Origin of the sequence: Agathobaculum sp. NTUH-O15-33, assembly GCF_033193315.1 — a bacterium.
GTDB lineage: Bacteria > Bacillota > Clostridia > Oscillospirales > Butyricicoccaceae > Agathobaculum > Agathobaculum faecihominis_A.
Genome location: NZ_CP136187.1, coordinates 284,817 through 303,365, shown reverse-complemented (window position 1 = coordinate 303,365; position 18,549 = coordinate 284,817). Strand labels below are relative to the sequence as shown.

Annotated in this window: 18 protein-coding genes and 1 pseudogene; 13 read left to right on the top strand and 6 right to left on the bottom strand. The window is 58.5% G+C overall.

The genetic code is table 11. From position 1 onward, the window contains the following. Positions 1–5: 5 nt before the first annotated feature. Together RWV98_RS01535 and RWV98_RS01530 are read left to right on the top strand one after the other, a co-directional pair. A complete protein-coding gene (locus RWV98_RS01535) occupies positions 6–548 on the top strand; it encodes a GNAT family N-acetyltransferase (protein ID WP_317863318.1) in 543 nt (180 codons plus the stop codon). Positions 549–640: 92 nt separating this feature from the next. Then, positions 641–1,504: a YitT family protein gene (locus RWV98_RS01530; RefSeq protein ID WP_280961564.1), complete on the top strand. Its 864-nt coding sequence runs from the start codon at positions 641–643 to the stop codon at positions 1,502–1,504. Positions 1,505–1,540: 36 nt separating this feature from the next. Here the strand turns inward: RWV98_RS01530 and RWV98_RS01525 are convergent, their stop codons facing one another. The 4 genes from RWV98_RS01525 to pgeF all read right to left on the bottom strand — a co-directional run bounded on the left by RWV98_RS01525 (position 1,541) and on the right by pgeF (position 5,805). Further along, positions 1,541–2,446 (bottom strand): DMT family transporter, encoded by a 906-nt coding sequence (locus RWV98_RS01525; protein ID WP_317863316.1) that lies wholly within the window; start codon positions 2,444–2,446, stop codon positions 1,541–1,543. Continuing rightward, positions 2,433–3,428 (bottom strand): tRNA 2-thiouridine(34) synthase MnmA, encoded by a 996-nt coding sequence (mnmA, locus tag RWV98_RS01520; protein ID WP_317863314.1) that lies wholly within the window; start codon positions 3,426–3,428, stop codon positions 2,433–2,435. The genes RWV98_RS01525 and mnmA overlap by 14 nt, the downstream gene beginning before the upstream one ends. 61 nt (positions 3,429–3,489) lie before the next feature. Continuing rightward, a complete protein-coding gene (locus RWV98_RS01515) occupies positions 3,490–4,980 on the bottom strand; it encodes an ABC transporter substrate-binding protein (RefSeq protein WP_280961561.1) in 1,491 nt (496 codons plus the stop codon). Positions 4,981–5,004: 24 nt separating this feature from the next. After that, complete coding sequence (gene pgeF / locus RWV98_RS01510; protein WP_317863312.1) at positions 5,005–5,805, bottom strand: peptidoglycan editing factor PgeF; 801 nt, start codon at positions 5,803–5,805, stop codon at positions 5,005–5,007. 273 nt (positions 5,806–6,078) lie between these two features. On the opposite strand from pgeF, the gene rny reads away from it, so the two are divergent. Continuing rightward, on the top strand, positions 6,079–7,623 hold the full coding sequence (gene rny / locus RWV98_RS01505) for a ribonuclease Y (RefSeq protein WP_317863311.1): 1,545 nt from the start codon (positions 6,079–6,081) through the stop codon (positions 7,621–7,623). Between the two features lie 112 nt (positions 7,624–7,735). Beyond that, positions 7,736–8,407, top strand: coding sequence for a TetR/AcrR family transcriptional regulator (locus RWV98_RS01500; RefSeq protein ID WP_317863309.1), 672 nt, complete (start codon positions 7,736–7,738; stop codon positions 8,405–8,407). Between the two features lie 47 nt (positions 8,408–8,454). Here the strand turns inward: RWV98_RS01500 and RWV98_RS01495 are convergent, their stop codons facing one another. Further along, complete coding sequence (locus RWV98_RS01495) at positions 8,455–9,744, bottom strand: sensor histidine kinase (RefSeq protein ID WP_317863307.1); 1,290 nt, start codon at positions 9,742–9,744, stop codon at positions 8,455–8,457. A 9-nt stretch (positions 9,745–9,753) separates the two neighbouring features. Beyond that, on the bottom strand, positions 9,754–10,461 hold the full coding sequence (locus RWV98_RS01490; RefSeq protein ID WP_317863305.1) for a LytR/AlgR family response regulator transcription factor: 708 nt from the start codon (positions 10,459–10,461) through the stop codon (positions 9,754–9,756). Between the two features lie 211 nt (positions 10,462–10,672). Between RWV98_RS01490 and RWV98_RS01485 the strand changes: the two genes are divergently transcribed. The 9 genes and pseudogenes from RWV98_RS01485 (at position 10,673) to RWV98_RS01445 (ending at position 18,529) form a co-directional block, all read left to right on the top strand. Then, entirely contained in the window at positions 10,673–11,437 is a 765-nt protein-coding gene (locus tag RWV98_RS01485) for a TraX family protein (RefSeq protein WP_317863303.1), read from the top strand. A 23-nt stretch (positions 11,438–11,460) separates the two neighbouring features. Continuing rightward, positions 11,461–12,207 (top strand): ABC transporter ATP-binding protein, encoded by a 747-nt coding sequence (locus RWV98_RS01480; protein WP_280961554.1) that lies wholly within the window; start codon positions 11,461–11,463, stop codon positions 12,205–12,207. Between the two features lie 3 nt (positions 12,208–12,210). Further along, positions 12,211–14,349, top strand: a complete 2,139-nt coding sequence (locus tag RWV98_RS01475; RefSeq protein WP_317863301.1) for an ABC transporter permease — start codon at positions 12,211–12,213, stop codon at positions 14,347–14,349. 60 nt (positions 14,350–14,409) lie between these two features. Further along, positions 14,410–15,069: a TetR/AcrR family transcriptional regulator gene (locus tag RWV98_RS01470; RefSeq protein WP_317863300.1), complete on the top strand. Its 660-nt coding sequence runs from the start codon at positions 14,410–14,412 to the stop codon at positions 15,067–15,069. Positions 15,070–15,116: 47 nt separating this feature from the next. Continuing rightward, positions 15,117–15,380 (top strand): annotated as a pseudogene (locus RWV98_RS01465) (ATP-binding cassette domain-containing protein); the annotation flags it as partial. 34 nt (positions 15,381–15,414) lie between these two features. Next, the gene (locus RWV98_RS01460; protein WP_317863299.1) at positions 15,415–15,876 is read left to right on the top strand and encodes an ATP-binding cassette domain-containing protein; all 462 of its coding nucleotides are present in this window, start codon (positions 15,415–15,417) and stop codon (positions 15,874–15,876) included. Continuing rightward, positions 15,864–16,586 (top strand): ABC transporter permease, encoded by a 723-nt coding sequence (locus RWV98_RS01455; RefSeq protein ID WP_317863298.1) that lies wholly within the window; start codon positions 15,864–15,866, stop codon positions 16,584–16,586. Before RWV98_RS01460 ends, RWV98_RS01455 begins: the two co-directional genes overlap by 13 nt. Further along, entirely contained in the window at positions 16,587–17,813 is a 1,227-nt protein-coding gene (locus tag RWV98_RS01450) for an MFS transporter (RefSeq protein WP_317863296.1), read from the top strand. A gap of 128 nt (positions 17,814–17,941) precedes the next feature. Beyond that, positions 17,942–18,529 (top strand): HD domain-containing protein, encoded by a 588-nt coding sequence (locus tag RWV98_RS01445; RefSeq protein ID WP_317863294.1) that lies wholly within the window; start codon positions 17,942–17,944, stop codon positions 18,527–18,529. Positions 18,530–18,549 lie beyond the last annotated feature (20 nt).

The window sequence follows — 18,549 nt, the reverse complement described above, 5'->3', positions numbered from 1 at the left end:
CGCATATGGATCTTTATACGAAGCGGCTGCTGCTTCGCCCCTTCCGGGAGGATGACGCCGAGGCGCTGTACGAATACTCCAAGGGTCCGAACGTGGGGCCGAACGCGGGCTGGAAGCCGCATGAAAGCTTGATCGAATCCGCGGATATCCTGCGCGTTGTTTTTTTGAACCAGCCCAGCGTGTGGGCGATCGTGCGCCGGGCGGACGGCCGCCTGATGGGCTCGTGCGGCATCATTCACGACCCCAAGCGCGAAAACGAAGCCGCGCGCATGCTCGGCTACGCAATGGGCGAGGACTATTGGGGCTGCGGCTACATGACCGAGGCTGTGGGCGCCGTTCTGCGCGCCGGTTTTTTTGAAATGGGGCTCGAGCTGATCTCCGCCACCTGTTACCCGGACAACGCCCGCTCGCGCCGCGTGCTGGAAAAGTGCGGCTTCCAGTACGAGGGCATGCTGCACCGCGCGGAAAAGCTGTATAACGGCGAGATCAAGGACCATCTGTGTTTTTTCTGCACGCCGCAGGATGCAAAAAATGCGCTTTCCGTATAAAAAACGCAATATGCGAAACCCTAACCACAAGGGCGGCGCGGCTTTGTCAGCCGCGCCGCCCTTTTTATTTTCGTTGGAAAGGGGCGCGCGCCATGCATTTGCGGCAGGCAGCCCATCAAACGCTGCTCGATACCGTATACGACCTTGCGGGGTCGTTCGCGCTAGCGGCAGGCATTTATTGCTTTATCGAACCCGCGCAGATCGCGCCGGGCGGGGTATCCGGCCTTGCCCTGCTGCTGCGACACCTGTGGGGGCTGCCGGTCGGCCTGACCACCGTGGCGCTCAATCTGCCGATTCTGGTGGCCGCGTTTACGCGGCTGGGCCGGGCGTTTACGCTGAAATCGCTCAAAACGCTGCTGATCAGCAGCGCGGTGCTCGATCTGATCGTCACGCCGTTTTTTCCGCAATACACGGGGGACCGCATGCTTGGCTCGATCTTCGGCGGGCTGTTCGTGGGCGCAGGGCTGGGGCTGATCTTTTTGCGCGGCTCCACAACGGCGGGTACGGATATTATTTCTTTCCTGATCGAGCGGCGCTATCCCCATGTGCAGCTCGGCGCGGCGCTGATGGCCGTGGACTGTATCGTGCTCGGCCTGTCCATGCTGGTATTCCGAGATCTTGAGGCCGGATTGTTCGGCCTGATCGCGCTGTTCTGTCAAAGCAAGGTGATAAACGGCATCGTTTACGGCCTTGACCGGGGCAAGCAGGTGCTCATCCTTTCAGAAAAGACCGCGAATATCGCCGCGCGCATCATCGGCGAATTGTACCGCACCGCAACCTTTTTACAGAGCCGTGGCGCGTACAGCGGGCAGGGCGGCGAGGCGCTGCTTTGCGTCGTGCGCGTGCAGGAATATCACCGCTTGAAAGCAATCGTCTATGAGGAGGACCCGAACGCCTTTCTCATCGCCACCGACACCAACGCCGTGCACGGCGAAGGCTTCAAAGAGCTGGAATAAAAAACTGCGGAACAGCCGAATGGTTGTTCCGCAGTTTTAATTCGTTTCGTTCTGCGTCTGTTTTTCCCGTTTTTCCGAAAGGAACAAACCGGCAAGCGCCAAAACCGTGCCGGCCGCCATCATCGGCGTCATGGATTCGTGCAGGATAATGGCGGAAAACACGATCGTCACCACCGGCACGATATAAACATACACGCTCGTTTTCAGCGCGCCCAGAATATGTACCGCGCGGTTCCACGTGACAAAGCACATTGCCGAAGCGCACAGACCGAGAAACAGCAGCCCGCCCAGATGCTCCGGCCTGAGCCACGCCGCGAAACCGGCCGGGAAACCATCCCACACCGCGACGGGCACGAGAAACAGCAGCCCATAAAAGAATACGCGCGCGGTCGCGGGCACCGTCTGGTAGCCAAACGCGCCGATTTTGCGTATAACCGCTGAGTAAACGCCCCAAACGACCGCCGCCAGCACGCCGAGCAGCGCGCCGAGCGGACTAAAATGCAGTTCGCGCACGCCGGAAAACGACACGAGCGCCACCCCCGCCAGCGCGCAGGCAAAGCCCAGAAAAAAGAACCGCCCCATCGGTTCGCCGCCGTTAAACAGCCGCACCGCGACCGCGGTGAACAGCGGCGCGACCGACACGACCACGCCGATCAGCGAGGCCGAGGCATACGTCAGCGCGATATTCTCCATCAGGAAATACAGGGTAACGCCGGTAAGCCCCGCGAGCGCGAAATACCACTCGTGCCGCCGTTCGGTAACGCGCAGCCAACCGCGCCCCACGAGAAGCAGCGCCGCGAAGCCGAGCGCGAACCGCGTGACCATGATCTCAACCGGCGAAAACGTGCGGAGCAGCACCTTGGTGAACACAAACGTCGTGCCCCAGACGAGCACGGAAAACAACGCCATCAAGTGGCCGAAAGCCTGATCATTCCGCCGCATCTTCAATAAACCCTCCGCCAATGACGATATCGCCGTCATAAAACACGGCGGACTGCCCGGCCGCGGGGGCACGCACGGCCTCATCAAACGCGATCACGGCGGTATCGCCCGCCGGATATACGGTCGCGCGGTCGCTTTTTGCGGAAAAGCGCACGCGCACCTCGCAGGAAAACGGGCCGTTTGCCGCGTATTCGGGCGCGATATAGTGCGTACCCGTCAACCGCACGGTTTTACGGTACACATCGTGCAGCGACAGCACCACCTGATTCTTCACGGGATCGAGCGCCTGCACGAACAGCCGCCCCTCCGCCGCGACGCCCAGTCCCTTGCGCTGCCCCACGGTGTAGCAGTGCAGACCCTTGTGGCGGCCTAGCACCTTGCCGTTTTCATCGACGAAATCGCCGGGCGGCAAGGCCGCGCCGCGCCGCGCCAGCCAGCCGGGCACGTCCCCGTCGGGAATAAAGCAAATATCCATGCTGTCCGGCTTTTCCGAAACGCCGAGCGAGCGGCTGCGCGCTTCGGTGCGCACCGCGTCCTTATCCGGTTCCTCGCCCAGCGGGAACAGGCAGCGCGCCACGGTCTCGCGCGGCAGGCGGTAGAGCATATAGGTCTGATCCTTCTTTGCGCGCGCGCGCAGAAGAAGCGCGCGGCCCTCGCCGTCCCGCCCGGTGCGGGCATAGTGGCCGGTGGCGAGATAGGGCGCGCCCAGCTCGTCCGCCAGCTCGGCCAGCGCGCGGAACTTGACAAGGGGGTTGCACACGATACACGGGTTGGGCGTGCGCGCGTTTTGATACGCCCCGGCGAAATAGGCGCATACCGTTTGTTCAAACGCTTGCCCCCGGTGGGCGACATGAAACGGGACGCCCAGCTCTCCGGCGGCTTTTCTCGCTTCCTCCTCGCCGCCGAGGCCAAGCTCCAAAAACATACCGTGCACTTCATAGCCCTGATCCCGGAGGCGCGCGGCGGCAACCGCCGAATCCACCCCCCGGACAGGCCCAGAACGACCTTTTCTCCCATGTGTTTTCCTTTCTTTACAATCAAAACTACTCCGCTTCTTCCCAAGTCTCAAGGTTTGCAAAGGCGTTATACGGCTCGGGCGTAAAGTTTTTAATCAATCCCTTGCGAATGACCACCTGATCGCGCTCAAACGCGATCGGTATGATCGGCATCTCCTGTACGAAAAGCTGGTACAGCCCGGTCAGATCCTGACCCGAGCGGAAGTTGGTAAGCGCCTGCATCATGGTATCGCTGCTGTATCCGCCGAAATTGAGCGCTCCGCCGGATGAAATGAGCGGCCGCAGATCGAAATCCGGCATCAAACGCGCGGTGCCGTAATACAGATCGAACGAGCCCGCTTGCAGCGCCGCCACATATTCGTCATAGGGCCGCTTATCGACCGTGACGCTGATGCCGGCCGCCTTCCACGAAGCGGCGATCTGTTCCGCGGCCGCGACCTTAAAGGAGTTATCCGAATTGACCAGCAGCGTAAAGCTCGGCGCGGATTCCAGCTTTGCTTCCGCCAGCAGCGCGGCCGCGCTGTCGGACGAGCCGGACATGTCCAGCTTCAAAGTGTCGTCCCCCAGAGGCTGGGGATTGACCGGCAGCACCGCCGGATCGGCAAAGGTCTGCAACTGCGTGTCGCACAGGCCCTTCCGGCCGATCGCCGTGCTGAGCGCGCGGCGTACCGCGCTGTTTTTCAGCGTTTCATTGGCAAAATTCACGCCAATATAATGCAGGTTGGCGCTCGGCGTTTGCACCGTGTCGACCGAGCCGTTGATCGCGGTGGAGTTCGACGAGATGCGCGGCTCGCGCATCAGCGACACATCGCCGGTTTGGAAGCTCGATACCGCGGCGTCCGCCCGGACCATGGTGACGAGCGTGATGCGCCGGATCGTGCCGAGGAAACCGTCGTGCCAGTTTTCATTCGCGGTCAGCGTCCATTTGCCGTTTTCCTTGACCGGGCAAAACGGGCCGGTGCCCTCGGCAAAGCTTTCATTCGCGTCGCTTATGCGGCGCACCGGGATATCGAGCAGGCGCGGGAAATTCACGTTCGGCGCGCCCAGTTCGATCGACACCTTGTTATCGCCCTGCGCTTCCACCGAAACGACCTGCCGCATCCGCTCCCGGTAGGGTGAATTTTCGTTTTCCTGCGCCGCCATCAGGCTGTCCACCACATCCTTCGCCGTCACCCGCTCGCCCGACCAAAACGTCGCGTCCTCCCGCAGGGTGAAAACAAAGCTTGTGCCGTCGCCCGTGTATTCCGAACATAAAACTGGCACGGCGGTGAAATTATCGCCCACCTCAAAAAGTCCCTCGTACATCGCCTCGCACACAAGGCGGTTGATGCGCGTGTTGTCCGTCACCGGGTCGAGCTTGCCGGTGTCATAGTAGGCTAGGCCAAAATAAGCGTCGCTTACCTTGACATGATCCTCCTTGGCCTTCGGCGTGTCGTCCTCTTCCCCGCCGCCGCAGCCGCCAAGCAGGCAGAGCGCGGCCAGCAGCAGCGCCAACGCGTTTTTTTTCTGTCTTATCATTTATCCCGTATCCTTCCCCGGTCCTTACAGGCAGATCACGCCCGCCTGCACGCCGCGCACGCCGTTTGTATGGCGGTGCGACCAAAAGGTTTGGTGCTCGCACATGGTGCAAAGCCCGCTGTCCACGATGTTTTCCGGCCGGAGCCCCGCCCGCGCCAAAAGCGCGGCGTTGACGCCCTGTAAGTCGACGTGGAATTTCTCGCCCTTTTCCATGACAAAGGGACGCACCATCGCGCCAAGCAGGCGTTCCATCTCGTCCGGCACGTCCGAATCGGTCTCGAAGCACTCCTGATGGATGGACGGGCCCATGACGGCCACCATCGTTTCGGGATGCGCGCCGAGCTTTTCCGCCATTTGCGCCACGGTTTTGCCGAGAATGCCCTTTGCCGTGCCGCGCCAGCCCGCGTGGCACACGCCGCAGACCCGCGCCGCGGGATCATACAGAAGCGTTACGACGCAGTCCGCGCCAAAGCCCACAAGGGGCGTGTCGCCAAGCGCCGTGATGATCGCGTCCGACTGCCACGCCATCGGCTTTTGCAGGCCCATGCCGCTTTCCTGTTCGGAAACGACCGATACCTCGTCCTCGTGTATCTGCTTGGTGAGCGTAAAGCGCGCGGCGGGCACGCCGAGCGCGTCCGCGAGCAGCGCGTAGTTTTTACGCACGTTTTCCTCCGTGTCCCCCCGGCCGAAGCCAAGGTTCAGGCTTTCGCACGGCCCGGCGGAGACGCCGCCGAACTTTGTCGTAAACGCGTGGCGAACCGGCAGGCGCGTGCAGACATAATAGGTCAGCGCGCCCTTTTGGACGCGGCGCATCGTTTGATCCATGGTATTTCCTCCGTTCGCAGTCCCATTATTATATCAAATCGGGCGGCCCGTCACAAGGGCGCAGAAAAGTTCTTCTCAAAAAGCGCCAAAATTTGCCCCGTGTGCACCGGGTTTTTCTTGACAGTTTGACCAAAAGGCTTTACAATTATTATAGATAATACCTACTGTAATATTGCCGCGCCAACCGGCGCGGCTGTTTCAAGGCATTATACCGAATCATTTCCCCAGCAAAATTGCACCTAAAAAAATAAATAGGAGGACTTAACCGAAGCAATGAACACTTTAATTCCGCCCATCATCGCCGGGATTGTATGCCTCATTGTCGGCGTGGTCATTGGATTCCTGTATCGAAAGAGCGTTGCGGAAAAAGAAATAGGCAGCGCTGAAAAGGAAGCGACCCGCATCATCAATGAAGCGATTAAAGCCGGTGAGACGAAGAAGAGAGAGGCCATTTTAGAGGCCAAGGACGAGATCCACAAGCAGCGCTCCGAAGCCGACCGCGAGCTGAAGGAACGCCGCAACGAGACCCAGCAGCTTGAACGCCGCCTCATTCAGCGCGAAGAAGCGCTTGACAAAAAGTCCGACACGCTGGATCGTAAAAGCGAGGAGCTTTCCCAGCAGCTTGCCGCTACGGTACAGGAAAAAGAAGAGTGCGTCCGCTTAAAGGACGAACAACTGGCCGCCTTGGAGCGTATCGCCAGCATGACGCGGGACGAGGCCCGCGAAATGCTTGTTCAATCCATTGAAGCCGAAGCCCAGCACGACGCAGCCGTTAAGCTGCGCGAAATTAACCAGCGCGTTAAGGATGAAAGCGAGCAGACCGCCCGCGAGATCATCTCCACCGCGATCCAGCGCTGCGCCGCGGATCATGTCGCAGAAGCGACCGTGTCCGTTGTGCCGCTGCCCAACGACGAAATGAAGGGCCGCATCATTGGCCGAGAGGGGCGCAACATCCGCACCCTCGAAACGCTGACTGGTGTTGACCTTATCATAGACGACACCCCCGAAGCGATCACCCTTTCCTCCTTCGACCCGGTACGGCGCGAGGTCGCGCGTCTGGCGCTCGAAAAGCTGATTGTGGATGGACGTATCCATCCCGCCCGCATTGAGGAAATGGTTGAAAAGGCCCGCCGCGAGGTCGATCAAATCATCAAATCCGAAGGCGAACGCGCCACGTTTGAAACCGGCATACATGGCATCCACCCCGAACTCATCAAGATTCTCGGCCGTCTGCGTTACCGTACCAGCTATGGTCAGAACGTGCTGATGCACTCGATCGAGGTCGCGCATATCGCCGGCATGATGGCGAGCGAACTTGGGCTCGATCCGATCCCCGCCCGCCGCGCCGGCCTGCTGCATGATATCGGCAAGGCGATCGACCACGAGGTCGAGGGCAGCCATGTCCAGATCGGTGTAGACCTCGCCAAGAAGTACAAGGAAGCGCCCGGCATCATCCACGCGATCGAAGCGCACCACGGCGACGTGGAAGCCAAGACCGTGATCGCCTGCCTCGTTCAGGCGGCGGACGCTATTTCGGCCGCACGCCCCGGCGCGCGCCGCGAAAATCTCGAAAACTATATCAAGCGTCTTGAAAAGCTGGAGGGCATCGCCAACGAAACGCCCGGCGTTACCAGTTCTTACGCCATTCAGGCCGGACGCGAGATCCGCATCATCGTCAACCCGGATAAGATTTCGGACGACGCGATGCTGCTTTTGGCCCGCGAGCTTGCCCACAAAATAGAGGACGAGCTCGACTACCCCGGCCAGATCAAGGTAAACATGGTGCGCGAGACCCGCGCGATCGAATTTGCAAAGTAACCACGAAAAGCAGGCGCCAAACGGCGCCTGCTTTTTTGTTGACACCTCCCAATGGGGTGATGTACAATGATAAGAATGAATGAATTATTCACATTTTCTTCAAGGAGGGTCTATGGTAAATCAGCGTATGAAGGCCATACATGACGCCGCCGCCCTGCTGTTTCTGCGGCAGGGGTATTCCAAAACACAGATCAGCCATATTGCAAAGGCGGTGGACGTTTCCGTCGGCACCATTTATCACGATTTTATCGGCAAGCGGGAAATTCTAAACTTTGTTTTAAAGTGTACCATTGACCCCGCGTTTATGGAGCGGGAATTCGACCGGCCGATCCGCGGCGAGCTGTTTGACGGGCTCGACAGCGAGATCATGGCCGCTTTTGATGAGAGCGCCGCGTCCTTTGCGGCGCATCTGGCGCACGGCGCAGCGAACTATACCTTTCCGGAACTGATCAGCGATACGTTCGACCTGCTTTCCCGCTATGCGGTGGGCTGTCTATTCATTGAGAAGAACCAGTTTGATTTCCCCAAGCTTGCCCAAAGCTATCGCGCATACCGCGAACGTTTTTTTGATACAATGACGCGCTATCTCGCCCTTTTTATTGAAAAAGGCGAGATCCGTCCCTTGCAGCACCTTGCGCTTTCCACCAGCCTGATCGTTGAAATGCTCACTTGGTGGGCAATGGATCAGCGGTATATCTCGTTTGAAGCGCGGCCTATACCGCCGACGCTCGCCAAGGCGGTGTGTCTTGACAATTTAATATCTGCGTATTTGGTAAAAGAATAAGCGGGGCTTTCGCGCCCCGCTTATTCTTTTATCAAAACCAAACCGCACTATTCCGCGTCATCCAAAGGAATGCACACGACCAGCTCGAACCGGTTTTTATCCGCGTTCGCTTCCAGCGTGCCGCCGTGGCGCACGGCGATCTCGCGCATACCCGCAAGGCCAAAGCCGTGGGACGCTTTATCCGCTTTGGTGGTGCCAAACAGCCCTTTATTCAGTTGCTCCCGCTCGCCCGCGTAGGCGTTGGCCACGCGCAGCATCAGCAGGCCTTTATCCGTGCGGGCGCGCACGGTAATCCGTTTATCATGGGCGGTCTTCGCGGCTTCGATCGCGTTATCCAGCGCGTTGCCGAACAGCGCGCACAGATCGGGATCGGAAACAGGCAGGTTTTCCGGCAGCGACACGCCGATATCGGCGGTCAGCCCCTCGTGTTCAATGGCGCCCGCCTTGGACGCCAGCACCGCGTTTACCGTTTCATTTTCGCAAAAGCGCTTTACACCGACGAGCGCGGGCGACTGGGACAGGCTTTGCACATATTCCCGCGCCTTTTGGGCATCGTTCCGCGCAAGCAGGCCGGACAGCGCGGTCAGGTGATTGCGCATATCATGCCGCAGCGTGCGCACCTGCTGCTGTTCGCGCTTGAGGCTTTGATAGTACACCTCGCGCATATCGGCCAGCTTGTGCTCTATTTCCAGCGCTTCGTGGCGGGAAAGCAGCGCAATCGCAAACAGCAGCGCCAAGGAGGATAAAAAGACGAACGGTAAAAAGGTATTGGCCACACGGCCCAAGACGAAATCAAACGAATTTGTCGTAAAGTCCAAAATGCCCCAGATTGAAAAAGACAGCATGGAGAATAAGGACGACAGCGAAAGCACGCCGATCAGCACCCAAAGCCGTGGCGACAGCGTGACCGGCTGGCCGCCCGGCAGCAGACGGCGCACGCACAGAAAAATGACCAGCCACAGGACGAGCTTTAAAAGCATGCTTGGAAGCCGTTCAAACCAAAGAAATTCGTACCAGCGGGATGTGGTATCAAAAAACATGTTGAGCGATATCAGCAGCTCATAAAACACGATGCCCACCGTGCCCCGTGCAAACCACGGCCCGCCATAGCATAGAAAAAACACCAGCATAAAGAACGGAAGCATCAGCAGCGGATTTTCATCGCCCAGCCAGCTGGGCATGGTGGGCACAATGGTGAACAGCGCGAGCGGCGCGAACCGCCGTATAGGCCCCCGCCCCACCGGCAGCACCCGCCGCACGGTACAGGTCATCAAAATACCGTCGGACAGCATGATCGCAAAAAAGAGTAAGGAATGCACATTTTCATTCATTTGCATCGCCGCCCCCTATTCCAGCATCGCCCGCGCGATGGAGGCAAGCGCGGCGCTTTGATACGCGCGGCTGATGGGCAGCACCTCGTCCCCCAAGATCACGTTGCTGCCCTCTACCCGGTCTACCGCGGCGGCGCGCACCAAATAGCGCTGGTGCAAACGAACAAAGGACGGGCCGACGGATTCCGCCACATCGTCCAGCCGCGCATAAAACGTATAGTTGCGGTTGTCCGTGACGCAGGTGACCAAGCGGCGGTCCGAATAGAAGTAACGGATGGATTTTTTCGGGATGCGGTAAAGCCCCTCCGCGTTGCGGCAGAGAAAAACCTTGTCCGCTTCGTTGAAAAGCGCGCCCAGCGCCCGGTCAAGCAGTTCGCTTACCTGCTCTGTCTGCGGCGGCTTGATCAAATAGCCGAGCGCGCCGACCGAGTACCCGTCGAACACATAATCGGTAAAGCCCGTGACAAACGCCAGAAGCAGGCTGTCGTCCGCCGCGCGCAGCGCTTTCGCCGTTTCCATACCGTTCAGGCCGCCCATTTCTATATCGAGAAAGACCAGATCGAGTTCGCCCGCGTGCTTTTCCATCCAGCCGAGCAGGCCCTCGCCGGAGGAAAACTCAAACATCGTGTTTTCAACCGCCCGCTTTTCCAAAATACGCTCGACAAGGCTTTTCAGCGCCTGCCGCGACTCCGCCTGATCGTCGCAAATACCAATGCGAAGCATGTGTATCCCTCCCCTTTATTTTTCCCTTTTCATTTTACCATATTGCGCCCCTGCCGCCAAACCAAACTTGACGGCAGGGGCGCTGATTTTTACATCTCGTACGCTTCCCGCGCCAAACTTTCCATTTCGCGGCCTGAAAATGACAGGCTTGTTTGCGCCGCCCTTCGCCGTGCGCTATGCTGAAACCAGAGATAAAGAGGAGGCTAACACCATGACGAAAACTTTAACGCTGCGGCGTATCCGCGATGTGCTGCTCACGCCGCCCACCTTCCCCGAGGGGCAGCCGCGGCTGAAAACCAATATGGACACGAACTTTTTAAAGCTGGTCGCCATCCTATCCATGCTGATCGACCATGTAGGCGGCGCGTTCTTTCCCGAAGTCGGCTGGTTCCGCTGGGTGGGGCGGCTGGCCTTCCCGATCTTCTGCTACTGCATGACGGTAGGCCTGCTGTACACAAGGGATATTAAAAAGTACTTGTTCCGTTTGGGCCTGTTCGCGGTCATTTCGCAGCCGTTTTACGTGCTGGCGTTTCACCCGCACGATTTTCTGGCCCAGTTTACCAACTGGAACATCTTCTGCACGTTATTTTTAAGCCTACTTGCCATGTACGGCCTGAAGGAGCGCAAATGGTGGCTGTTTTTCGCGGCGCTGTTCGTTGTTTCGTGGTGGAACTTTGATTACTCGGGCATGGGCATTCAGTTGATGCTGATCTTCTACCTTTGCCGCAACCATCCGGGGATCGGCGCCGCGCTCTACTCGCTCAGCTACCTGACCGCGCTCGGCCACGTGCATATCGAGGACCCGCTGAATTTCGTTTGCGGCAGCGTCGCGATCGATTGGACGTTCTTCACCATCTTCGCCGTTCTGTTCATCTACATTCCGACGCACTTTGACCTAAAGATCCCTAAGTGGTTCTTTTACGCGTTCTACCCCGCTCATTTGGCGCTGATCGCGCTGATTCAGTTCATCCGATAGTTTCAGGAAAGGAAGATTACTTTATGCTTAACGTACAAAACCTGCACAAATCCTATCAGGTAGGCAAAACGACCTACGAAGTGTTGAAGGGCGTGTCCCTCACGGTGGAGGAAGGCGAGTTTGTCGCCGTTATGGGCCCCTCCGGCTCGGGCAAAACGACGCTTCTAAACTGCATTTCCTGCTACATCCCGGCGGACAGCGGCTCCATCACCCTTGGCGGCGAGGAGATCGCGCGCCTTCCGGAGGACGCGCTGGCCGAAGTGCGCAATCAAAAGCTCGGCTTTGTCTTTCAGGACTTCCTGCTGCTGGACGGCCTTTCGGTGCGCGACAATATCTTGCTGCCGCGCGTGATCGCCGGACAATCCGGCGGCGATATGGAGGCCGACGCAGACCGCCTGTGCGAGGTATTCGGCATTTCGCCGATCGGGAATAAGTACCCGGCGGAAATATCGGGCGGCGAGAAGCAGCGCACCGCGGTCGCCCGCGCGCTGATCAACCACCCGCTGCTGATCTTGGCCGACGAGCCGACCGGCAATCTGGATTCCAAATCCGCCCGCGCGGTCATCGGCAGCTTCACACAGGCGCGCGAAAATCTGGGCGCGACCATATTTATGGTCACACACGATTCGTTCGCCGCCTCGCACTGCGACCGCGTCGTCATTTTGCGGGACGGCGTGGTATGGCGCACGCTGTCGCGCGGCAGTGAAACCCGCGGCGAATTTCAGGACCAGCTTTTGGATTCCATACGCGAAATGTCGGCGGAGGTGTAAGCCATGCGTTCCTTTTCCGAAGTATACGCGGCCTTGCGCCGCGCAAACCGTAAGCAGTATGCGTTGCTGATCGGCTGCTGCTTCTTTTCCGTTCTGCTCATCACCGCCTATGTGAGCATGATGCGCTCGCCGACCATTCTTGCCGTGCTGCCGGAGGGCGGCGACAGCCGCAAGCAGGTAATGATGATCTTCGTGCTAGCCGTGCTCGGCTGCGGCGTGTTTACCACCTATGCTTCCGGCCTGTTCTTCCGGCAAAAATCGCGGGAGACCGGCGTGCTGCTCGCGCTGGGCGCGTCGCGCGCCCAGCTGCGGCGGGAACTGGGCAAGGAACTGGCGTTCATCTCCTTCGGCTCGTGCGCCGCGGGCGCCGTACTGGGCACGCCGCTCGCGTTCGCCCTTTGGCAGGTCTTCCGCGCGTTCGTGGTCGATACGGACGAAATGCCGCTCACCTTTGATCCGCAGGCTTATTTCATCGCGCTGGCTTTTTCGGCTTTCGTGATCGTAATGCTGTTTTTCATGGGCGCGCGCTTTATCCGCCGCACCAATATTATCGATATCGTGCAGGAATCGCACAAATCCGAACCCATCCGCGACGTGCCCCGCTGGTACGGCCCGGTCGGCATTCTGCTCATGCTGCTCGGCGGCTATCTGGGCTACAGCGTGCCGGGCTGGTTCATTCTGGGCCTGCACTGGTATCCGCCCGACGGGCTGGACGTGATCTTCTACCTGCCCGCCTTCCTCGGCCTGTATATGATCTTGCTGCACACCGTGGTAAACGGCTGGCGGCATGGCAAAAACCGCTACAAGCACCTGATCACCACCAGCATGATGAAATTTCAGGGCCGGCAAACCGTGCGCAACATGCTTGTTATGACGCTTTTGATCGCGGGCGCGTACTTCGGCTCGTTCTACACGCCCATGCTGGGTACGGGCGCAATGCTGGGCTTTGACCAGCGCCCCATCGATTTTTCCTATCACTTCCGCGCCGATCAGGACATTCCCGAACAGGACGAAGTGCAAGCGCTGGCAAACGAATATGGCGTGCAGCTGACCGGCTGGGAAATGCAGCCCGCCGCCGTGCTGGGCGTGGATGGTCAGGAAACCATTGAAACCAAAAACGCGGTAGGCATCAGCTACCACCATGAATACCGCGAACTGACGGGAAGCGATCTGTTCCTTTCCGAAAGCGCCTACAACGCACTGACCGGAAAGCGCGTGGATGTACTGCCCGGCACGATCACCGGCATTTTCATGGCGGAGACCGGCGGCAACGGCATATTCGGCGGCAACGCGACCAAGCTGACCAATATGGTGACCGGTGAAACGATGCAGGTCGCACCGACCGAGGACAAATTCGCTTACGATATGCTGTTCGGCCGCTATGTGATGGACGACGGCGACTACGCCGCGATCACCAAGGGCTTGACCGCGGAGTGGCTTGAAAAGCAGGTGTTCTTCAACGTGGCTGACGCGGAAAACAGCTATGATTTTGCCAAGGCGCTGTTCAATACGATCGTCGACCGCTCAGGCCCCGCGGTGGAGCAATACGACGCGTTTGATCCGGTGCGGCAAATGCTGTCCGAACAAAAGGGAGAAGCGTATATCTTCGGCTCGGAAAACCTGAAGGAAAACGGTCTGGATCGCATCGAGTACGCGAAGCGCGATTCCTCGAGCTTCCGTATGTATTGGAAGTACATGCCTGAATTCCGCGCGCTCGACAAGGCCGATTTTGTCAAAACCACGGCGGTGTTCCTGATGCTGTTCATTTTTATCGCGATCGTATGCTTCGCGGCGGTCATCGTCATCGCGTTTACCCGCTGCATGACCATTGCGGTCGTCAACGCCCGCGTATACGACGATCTGCGCCATTTGGGTGCGTCGAACGCCTACCTGTACCAGTCTGTGCGCGGGCAGATCAACCGGGTTTTTCTGGTACCCGCTATCGTCGGCACCGCGCTGATCTATGCGTTTTACATGATGATCATGTATTTTAACGGCGACCCGCTCGGCATCACTTCCCGTGAGGCAGCGGGCCTGATCAGCTGCCTTGCGCTGATCGCCGTGATTTCCGCCGGGTTCTACGGCGTATACCGCATCACCAAACGCAGCGTGTGCCGCGCGCTGGACATTAAAAAGCCTTGACAGAGAGATTCACAGCTGTTATACTTCAAACATACTATTGGTATGTATCGAGGTGAGCACATGGCGCGCAACAAATATCCCGAGCAAACAACCCAAAAGATCATCGACGTTTCACTGCGCCTGTTTCTTGAGAAGGGTTACGACCACACGACCGTGCAGGACATCGTCGATCATCTCGGCGGACTGACCAAGGGCGCCGTGTACCACCATTTCAAAAGCAAGGAAGAAATATTTGAAGCCGTCCTAAACTCGATGTTCGCATCCAAAGACTCGAGATTGCATGCTATTATGCGGGATAATCAGCTAAACGGCCGTGAAAAGCTGTGCGCAGTGGTCAGCGAAAGCTTTGGCGATCCCGCGCAGGAGCAGCTTTTTATTATCGCGCCCAATATGCAAGCCAATGCCCGGTTTCTGGGCGCGCAGATCATGCAGGTGCAGCAAGCCTCCCGCCAATATATCGAGCCGATCATCCGCGAGGGCATGGCGGACGGGTCAATCCAGACCGATCAACCCGCCGAGCTGGCGGAGCTGCTTCTGCTGATTACAAACTTTTGGCTCAATCCGCTGGTTTTTGAGATGGAAGCCGCGCAGGTCGCTTCAAAATGCCGATTATTTCAAGTCTTACTGTCGCACTTTGGGTTGGCTGATTGGATTAGCGAAAAAGAGATCGCCCGTTTGGAGCGCTATTGCGAGATGGTCACACAATCCCGAAAAAAATAAACTGCCCCTATGGGCAGCTTATTTTTAACATTATACATACCAACCGAATGTATCTAAAAGGAGGCTGTTATATCATGATACCACAAGAAACCATACAAACCGCCGGGCTGACCCGCGCCTTTGGCGGCAAGGAGGCGCTTTCCGATTTGACGATTTCCCTATCGGCGGGTGAGGTTTGCGGCGTGCTCGGCCCAAACGGCGCGGGCAAAACAACGCTGCTCAAGCTGATCGCCGGACTGCTTCGCCCCACCGCGGGCCGGGCCAGCGTGTGCGGCTTTGACAGCGTGCGGCAACGGGATGATGTGCTGCGTCATCTGGGACTGCTGATCGAAACGCCGGTGTTCTATGACCACCTTTGCGCGCGGGAAAAACCTCGCGCTGCATTTAGCCTATATGGGCATGGCCGGGGTTGTGGACGATGCGCTGGCCCGCGTCGGTCTGAGCGACGTGGGCGAGCAACCGGTCGGCCAGTTTTCTCTCGGTATGCGGCAGCGGCTGGCGCTGGCGCGCGCGACAGTACACCGTCCCGCTGTATTGCTGCTGGATGAGCCATTAAACGGGCTTGACCCCATTGCCGTGCGCGATATGCGCACGCTGTTCCGTTCCTTTGCCGCGGACGGCATGTCCGTTATGCTTTCCAGCCATATTTTAGGCGAGGTGGAACAGACCGCCGACCGCGTGATCGTGCTTTCGCAGGGCAAGCTGGCGGCGGCCGCCCAAATGGACGCGCTGCGCGCCGCCCACCCGCACGATCTGGAAGATCATCTGATCGGACTTATGAACGGAGGTTCGTCATGCCAAAATTAATTGAATTAGAACTGCGCCGCACGCGCCTGCGGCCCTATCTTATGGGCGCCGCCATTCTGACCGCCGCCATTTTAGGTTTTTACCTGCTTATGGGCGCAATGCCGAGCCTGTCGGCATCGCAGGGCGAAATCATGCCGGATGCCGATTTGGCGATGTTCGGTGCATGGCCCGGTCTGATCCATATGATATCCATTATTGCCATGGCCTGCTTTTCGGTTTTTTCCGCCGTGCTGGGCGCGCGCTTCGTCATTGCTGACTATACCGGCGGGCGGGCCGTGCTGCTGCTTTCCTACCCGGTGCCGCGCCGTCGTGTACTGCGCGCTAAGTGCACGCTGACCGCCGGCTTGACCGTGCTGTGCTGTCTGATCGCCTGCGTGGTCTCCCTAGCGTTGTTTGTGCCCGTCGCTTTGCTGTTTGGTTGGCTGGGCGCGCCTACCGGCGCGATCCTGCAAACCGCCGTTTTTATGACGCTATGCATGAGTATTCTCTCCGCCGCCATCGGACTGATTAGCACCTGCATCGGCTTTGCAAAGCGCTCTTTAGTGGCCGCTGTTGTTGCCGCCGTTATCCTTTCCAGCGTTGGTTCCAACATTTTTGCGCTGGCCGCGTCTCCGGCCGCTATGCTTTTGCTCAGCGTGCTAGCAACCGCCGTGGCGGCGGTCTGCTATTTTTCCCTTGCCCGCGCGGTAACCAACATGGAGGTTCTGTAAATGAAACAAAAGCTCTTTTCCCGCGATTTTACTCTTGTGGTGATCGGACAAATCATTTCTCTTTTCGGCAATGCGATCCTTCGCTTTGCGCTGCCGCTTTATCTGCTGGATATTTCCGGTTCGCCCAAGCTGTTCGGTCTGTGCTCGGCGCTGTCCTTTTTGCCGATGATCGTGCTTACCCCCATGGGCGGCGTGGTGGCCGACCGGGTGAACAAACAGCGCATCATGGTCGTTTTGGACTTTTTCACCTGCGCGCTCGTGACCGGATTCACGGTTTTCATGGGCTTTGCCCCGCTAATACCGCTTTTGGTGTGCACGCTGATGCTGCTTTACGGTATTTCGGGCGCATACCAGCCCGCGGTGCAGGCCAGCCTGCCCCTTCTGTGCGCCGGGGATCATCTGCTTGCGGGCAACGCGGTTATCAATCAGGTCAGCGCGCTTTCCGGTCTGCTCGGGCCGATCATCGGCAGCGTGCTGTACAGCGCCTTTGGGCTAACGCCGGTTTTGATCGTTGCCGCCATTTGCTTTTTCGCTTCCGCGGTGATGGAGCTGTTCATCCGCATTCCGCATACGCCCCAGCCGGGGGGCGCAAGCGCGCTCGCCGTCGTGCGGGACGATCTTAAGCAAAGCCTGCGCTTTATCCGGCGCGAAAAGCCGGTCTTAGGCCGCTATATCGTACTGATCTGCGCGTTCAACGTATTTCTTTCCGCTCTGCTGATCATCGGCCTGCCTGTGATCGTCAAAACGACGCTCGGCCTGAACGATCTGTGGTACGGCTTCCAGCAAGCCGCCATGGCGGCGGGCGGTCTGATCGGCGGCGTGCTCGCGGGCGTGCTTGCGCGGCGGCTCAACATACGGCACACCGGCCTTTTGCTGCACCTTTGCGCGGTGGGGCTGGTGCCGATCGGCCTTGCGCTGCTGTTCGGTCTGCCCGAGCACGTGAGCTATGCGGTCGTCACGCTTGTTAGCGCCGTTTTGATGGCGTGTGCCACCCTTTTTCAGGTGCAGGTGCTTGCCTTTGCGCAGGGCGTTACGCCGCAAGCACTGACCGGCAAGGTGCTCGCCTGCCTCATGGCGCTTTCCATGTGCGCGCAGCCAGTCGGGCAAGCCATGTACGGCACGCTTTTTGAAGCCTTGACCGGAAACGAGGGCTGGATCTTGATCGGCGCAGCCTGCGCCGCCCTGCTGATCGCGCGGCAAGCGCACCGGCTGGCGAAAGACCTGTAACGCAGCCCCGTTTTCCCCCGCGTTGCCGCATCAAATCTATTTGACATTTTCATAGGCGCATAATAAAATGGATGCAGAAACGCGAAAACGACAAAACCGAAGCGTTTGGACTGGGAGGTTCAAGCAAAATGGACGCATTGGAACAACAGGTGACCTTTATCAAGCGGGCGGAAGGCCTAAAATCCGTTTTACGGGAAGCGTGGACCTCCACGGGACGGAGAGAAAGCACGGCGGAACACTCTTGGCGGCTGGCCCTGCTGACGGGCCTGCTGGCTCCCTCTTTTGAAGTGGATACCGGCAAGGCGCTGATGATGTGTTTGATTCATGATCTGGGCGAGCTATACACGGGCGATATTTCGGCGGTATCCAAGCCGGACGAAGCGGAAAAGCATGCGGCTGAGGAAAGAGATATGCGGCAAGTGCTTTCGCTGCTGCCAAAGGAGCAGGAGCAAGAACTCTTCGCCCTGTGGCGCGAATACAACGACAACGCCACAGCGGAAGCAAAGCTGGTCAAGGCGCTGGATAAAGCGGAAACGATCCTACAGCACAACCAAGGGGCAAACCCGCCTGATTTTGATTATGACTTCAATCTGGACTACGGAAAACAGTATTTTTCCGGCGCGCCCCTTCTGCTTCAGCTGCGCAAAATTCTGGACGACGAAACAGCCCGGCACATCCGCAAAACGGACGTTTCATCCGAAAACGATAACCCATAAGCCGATTGCATATCTAAGCT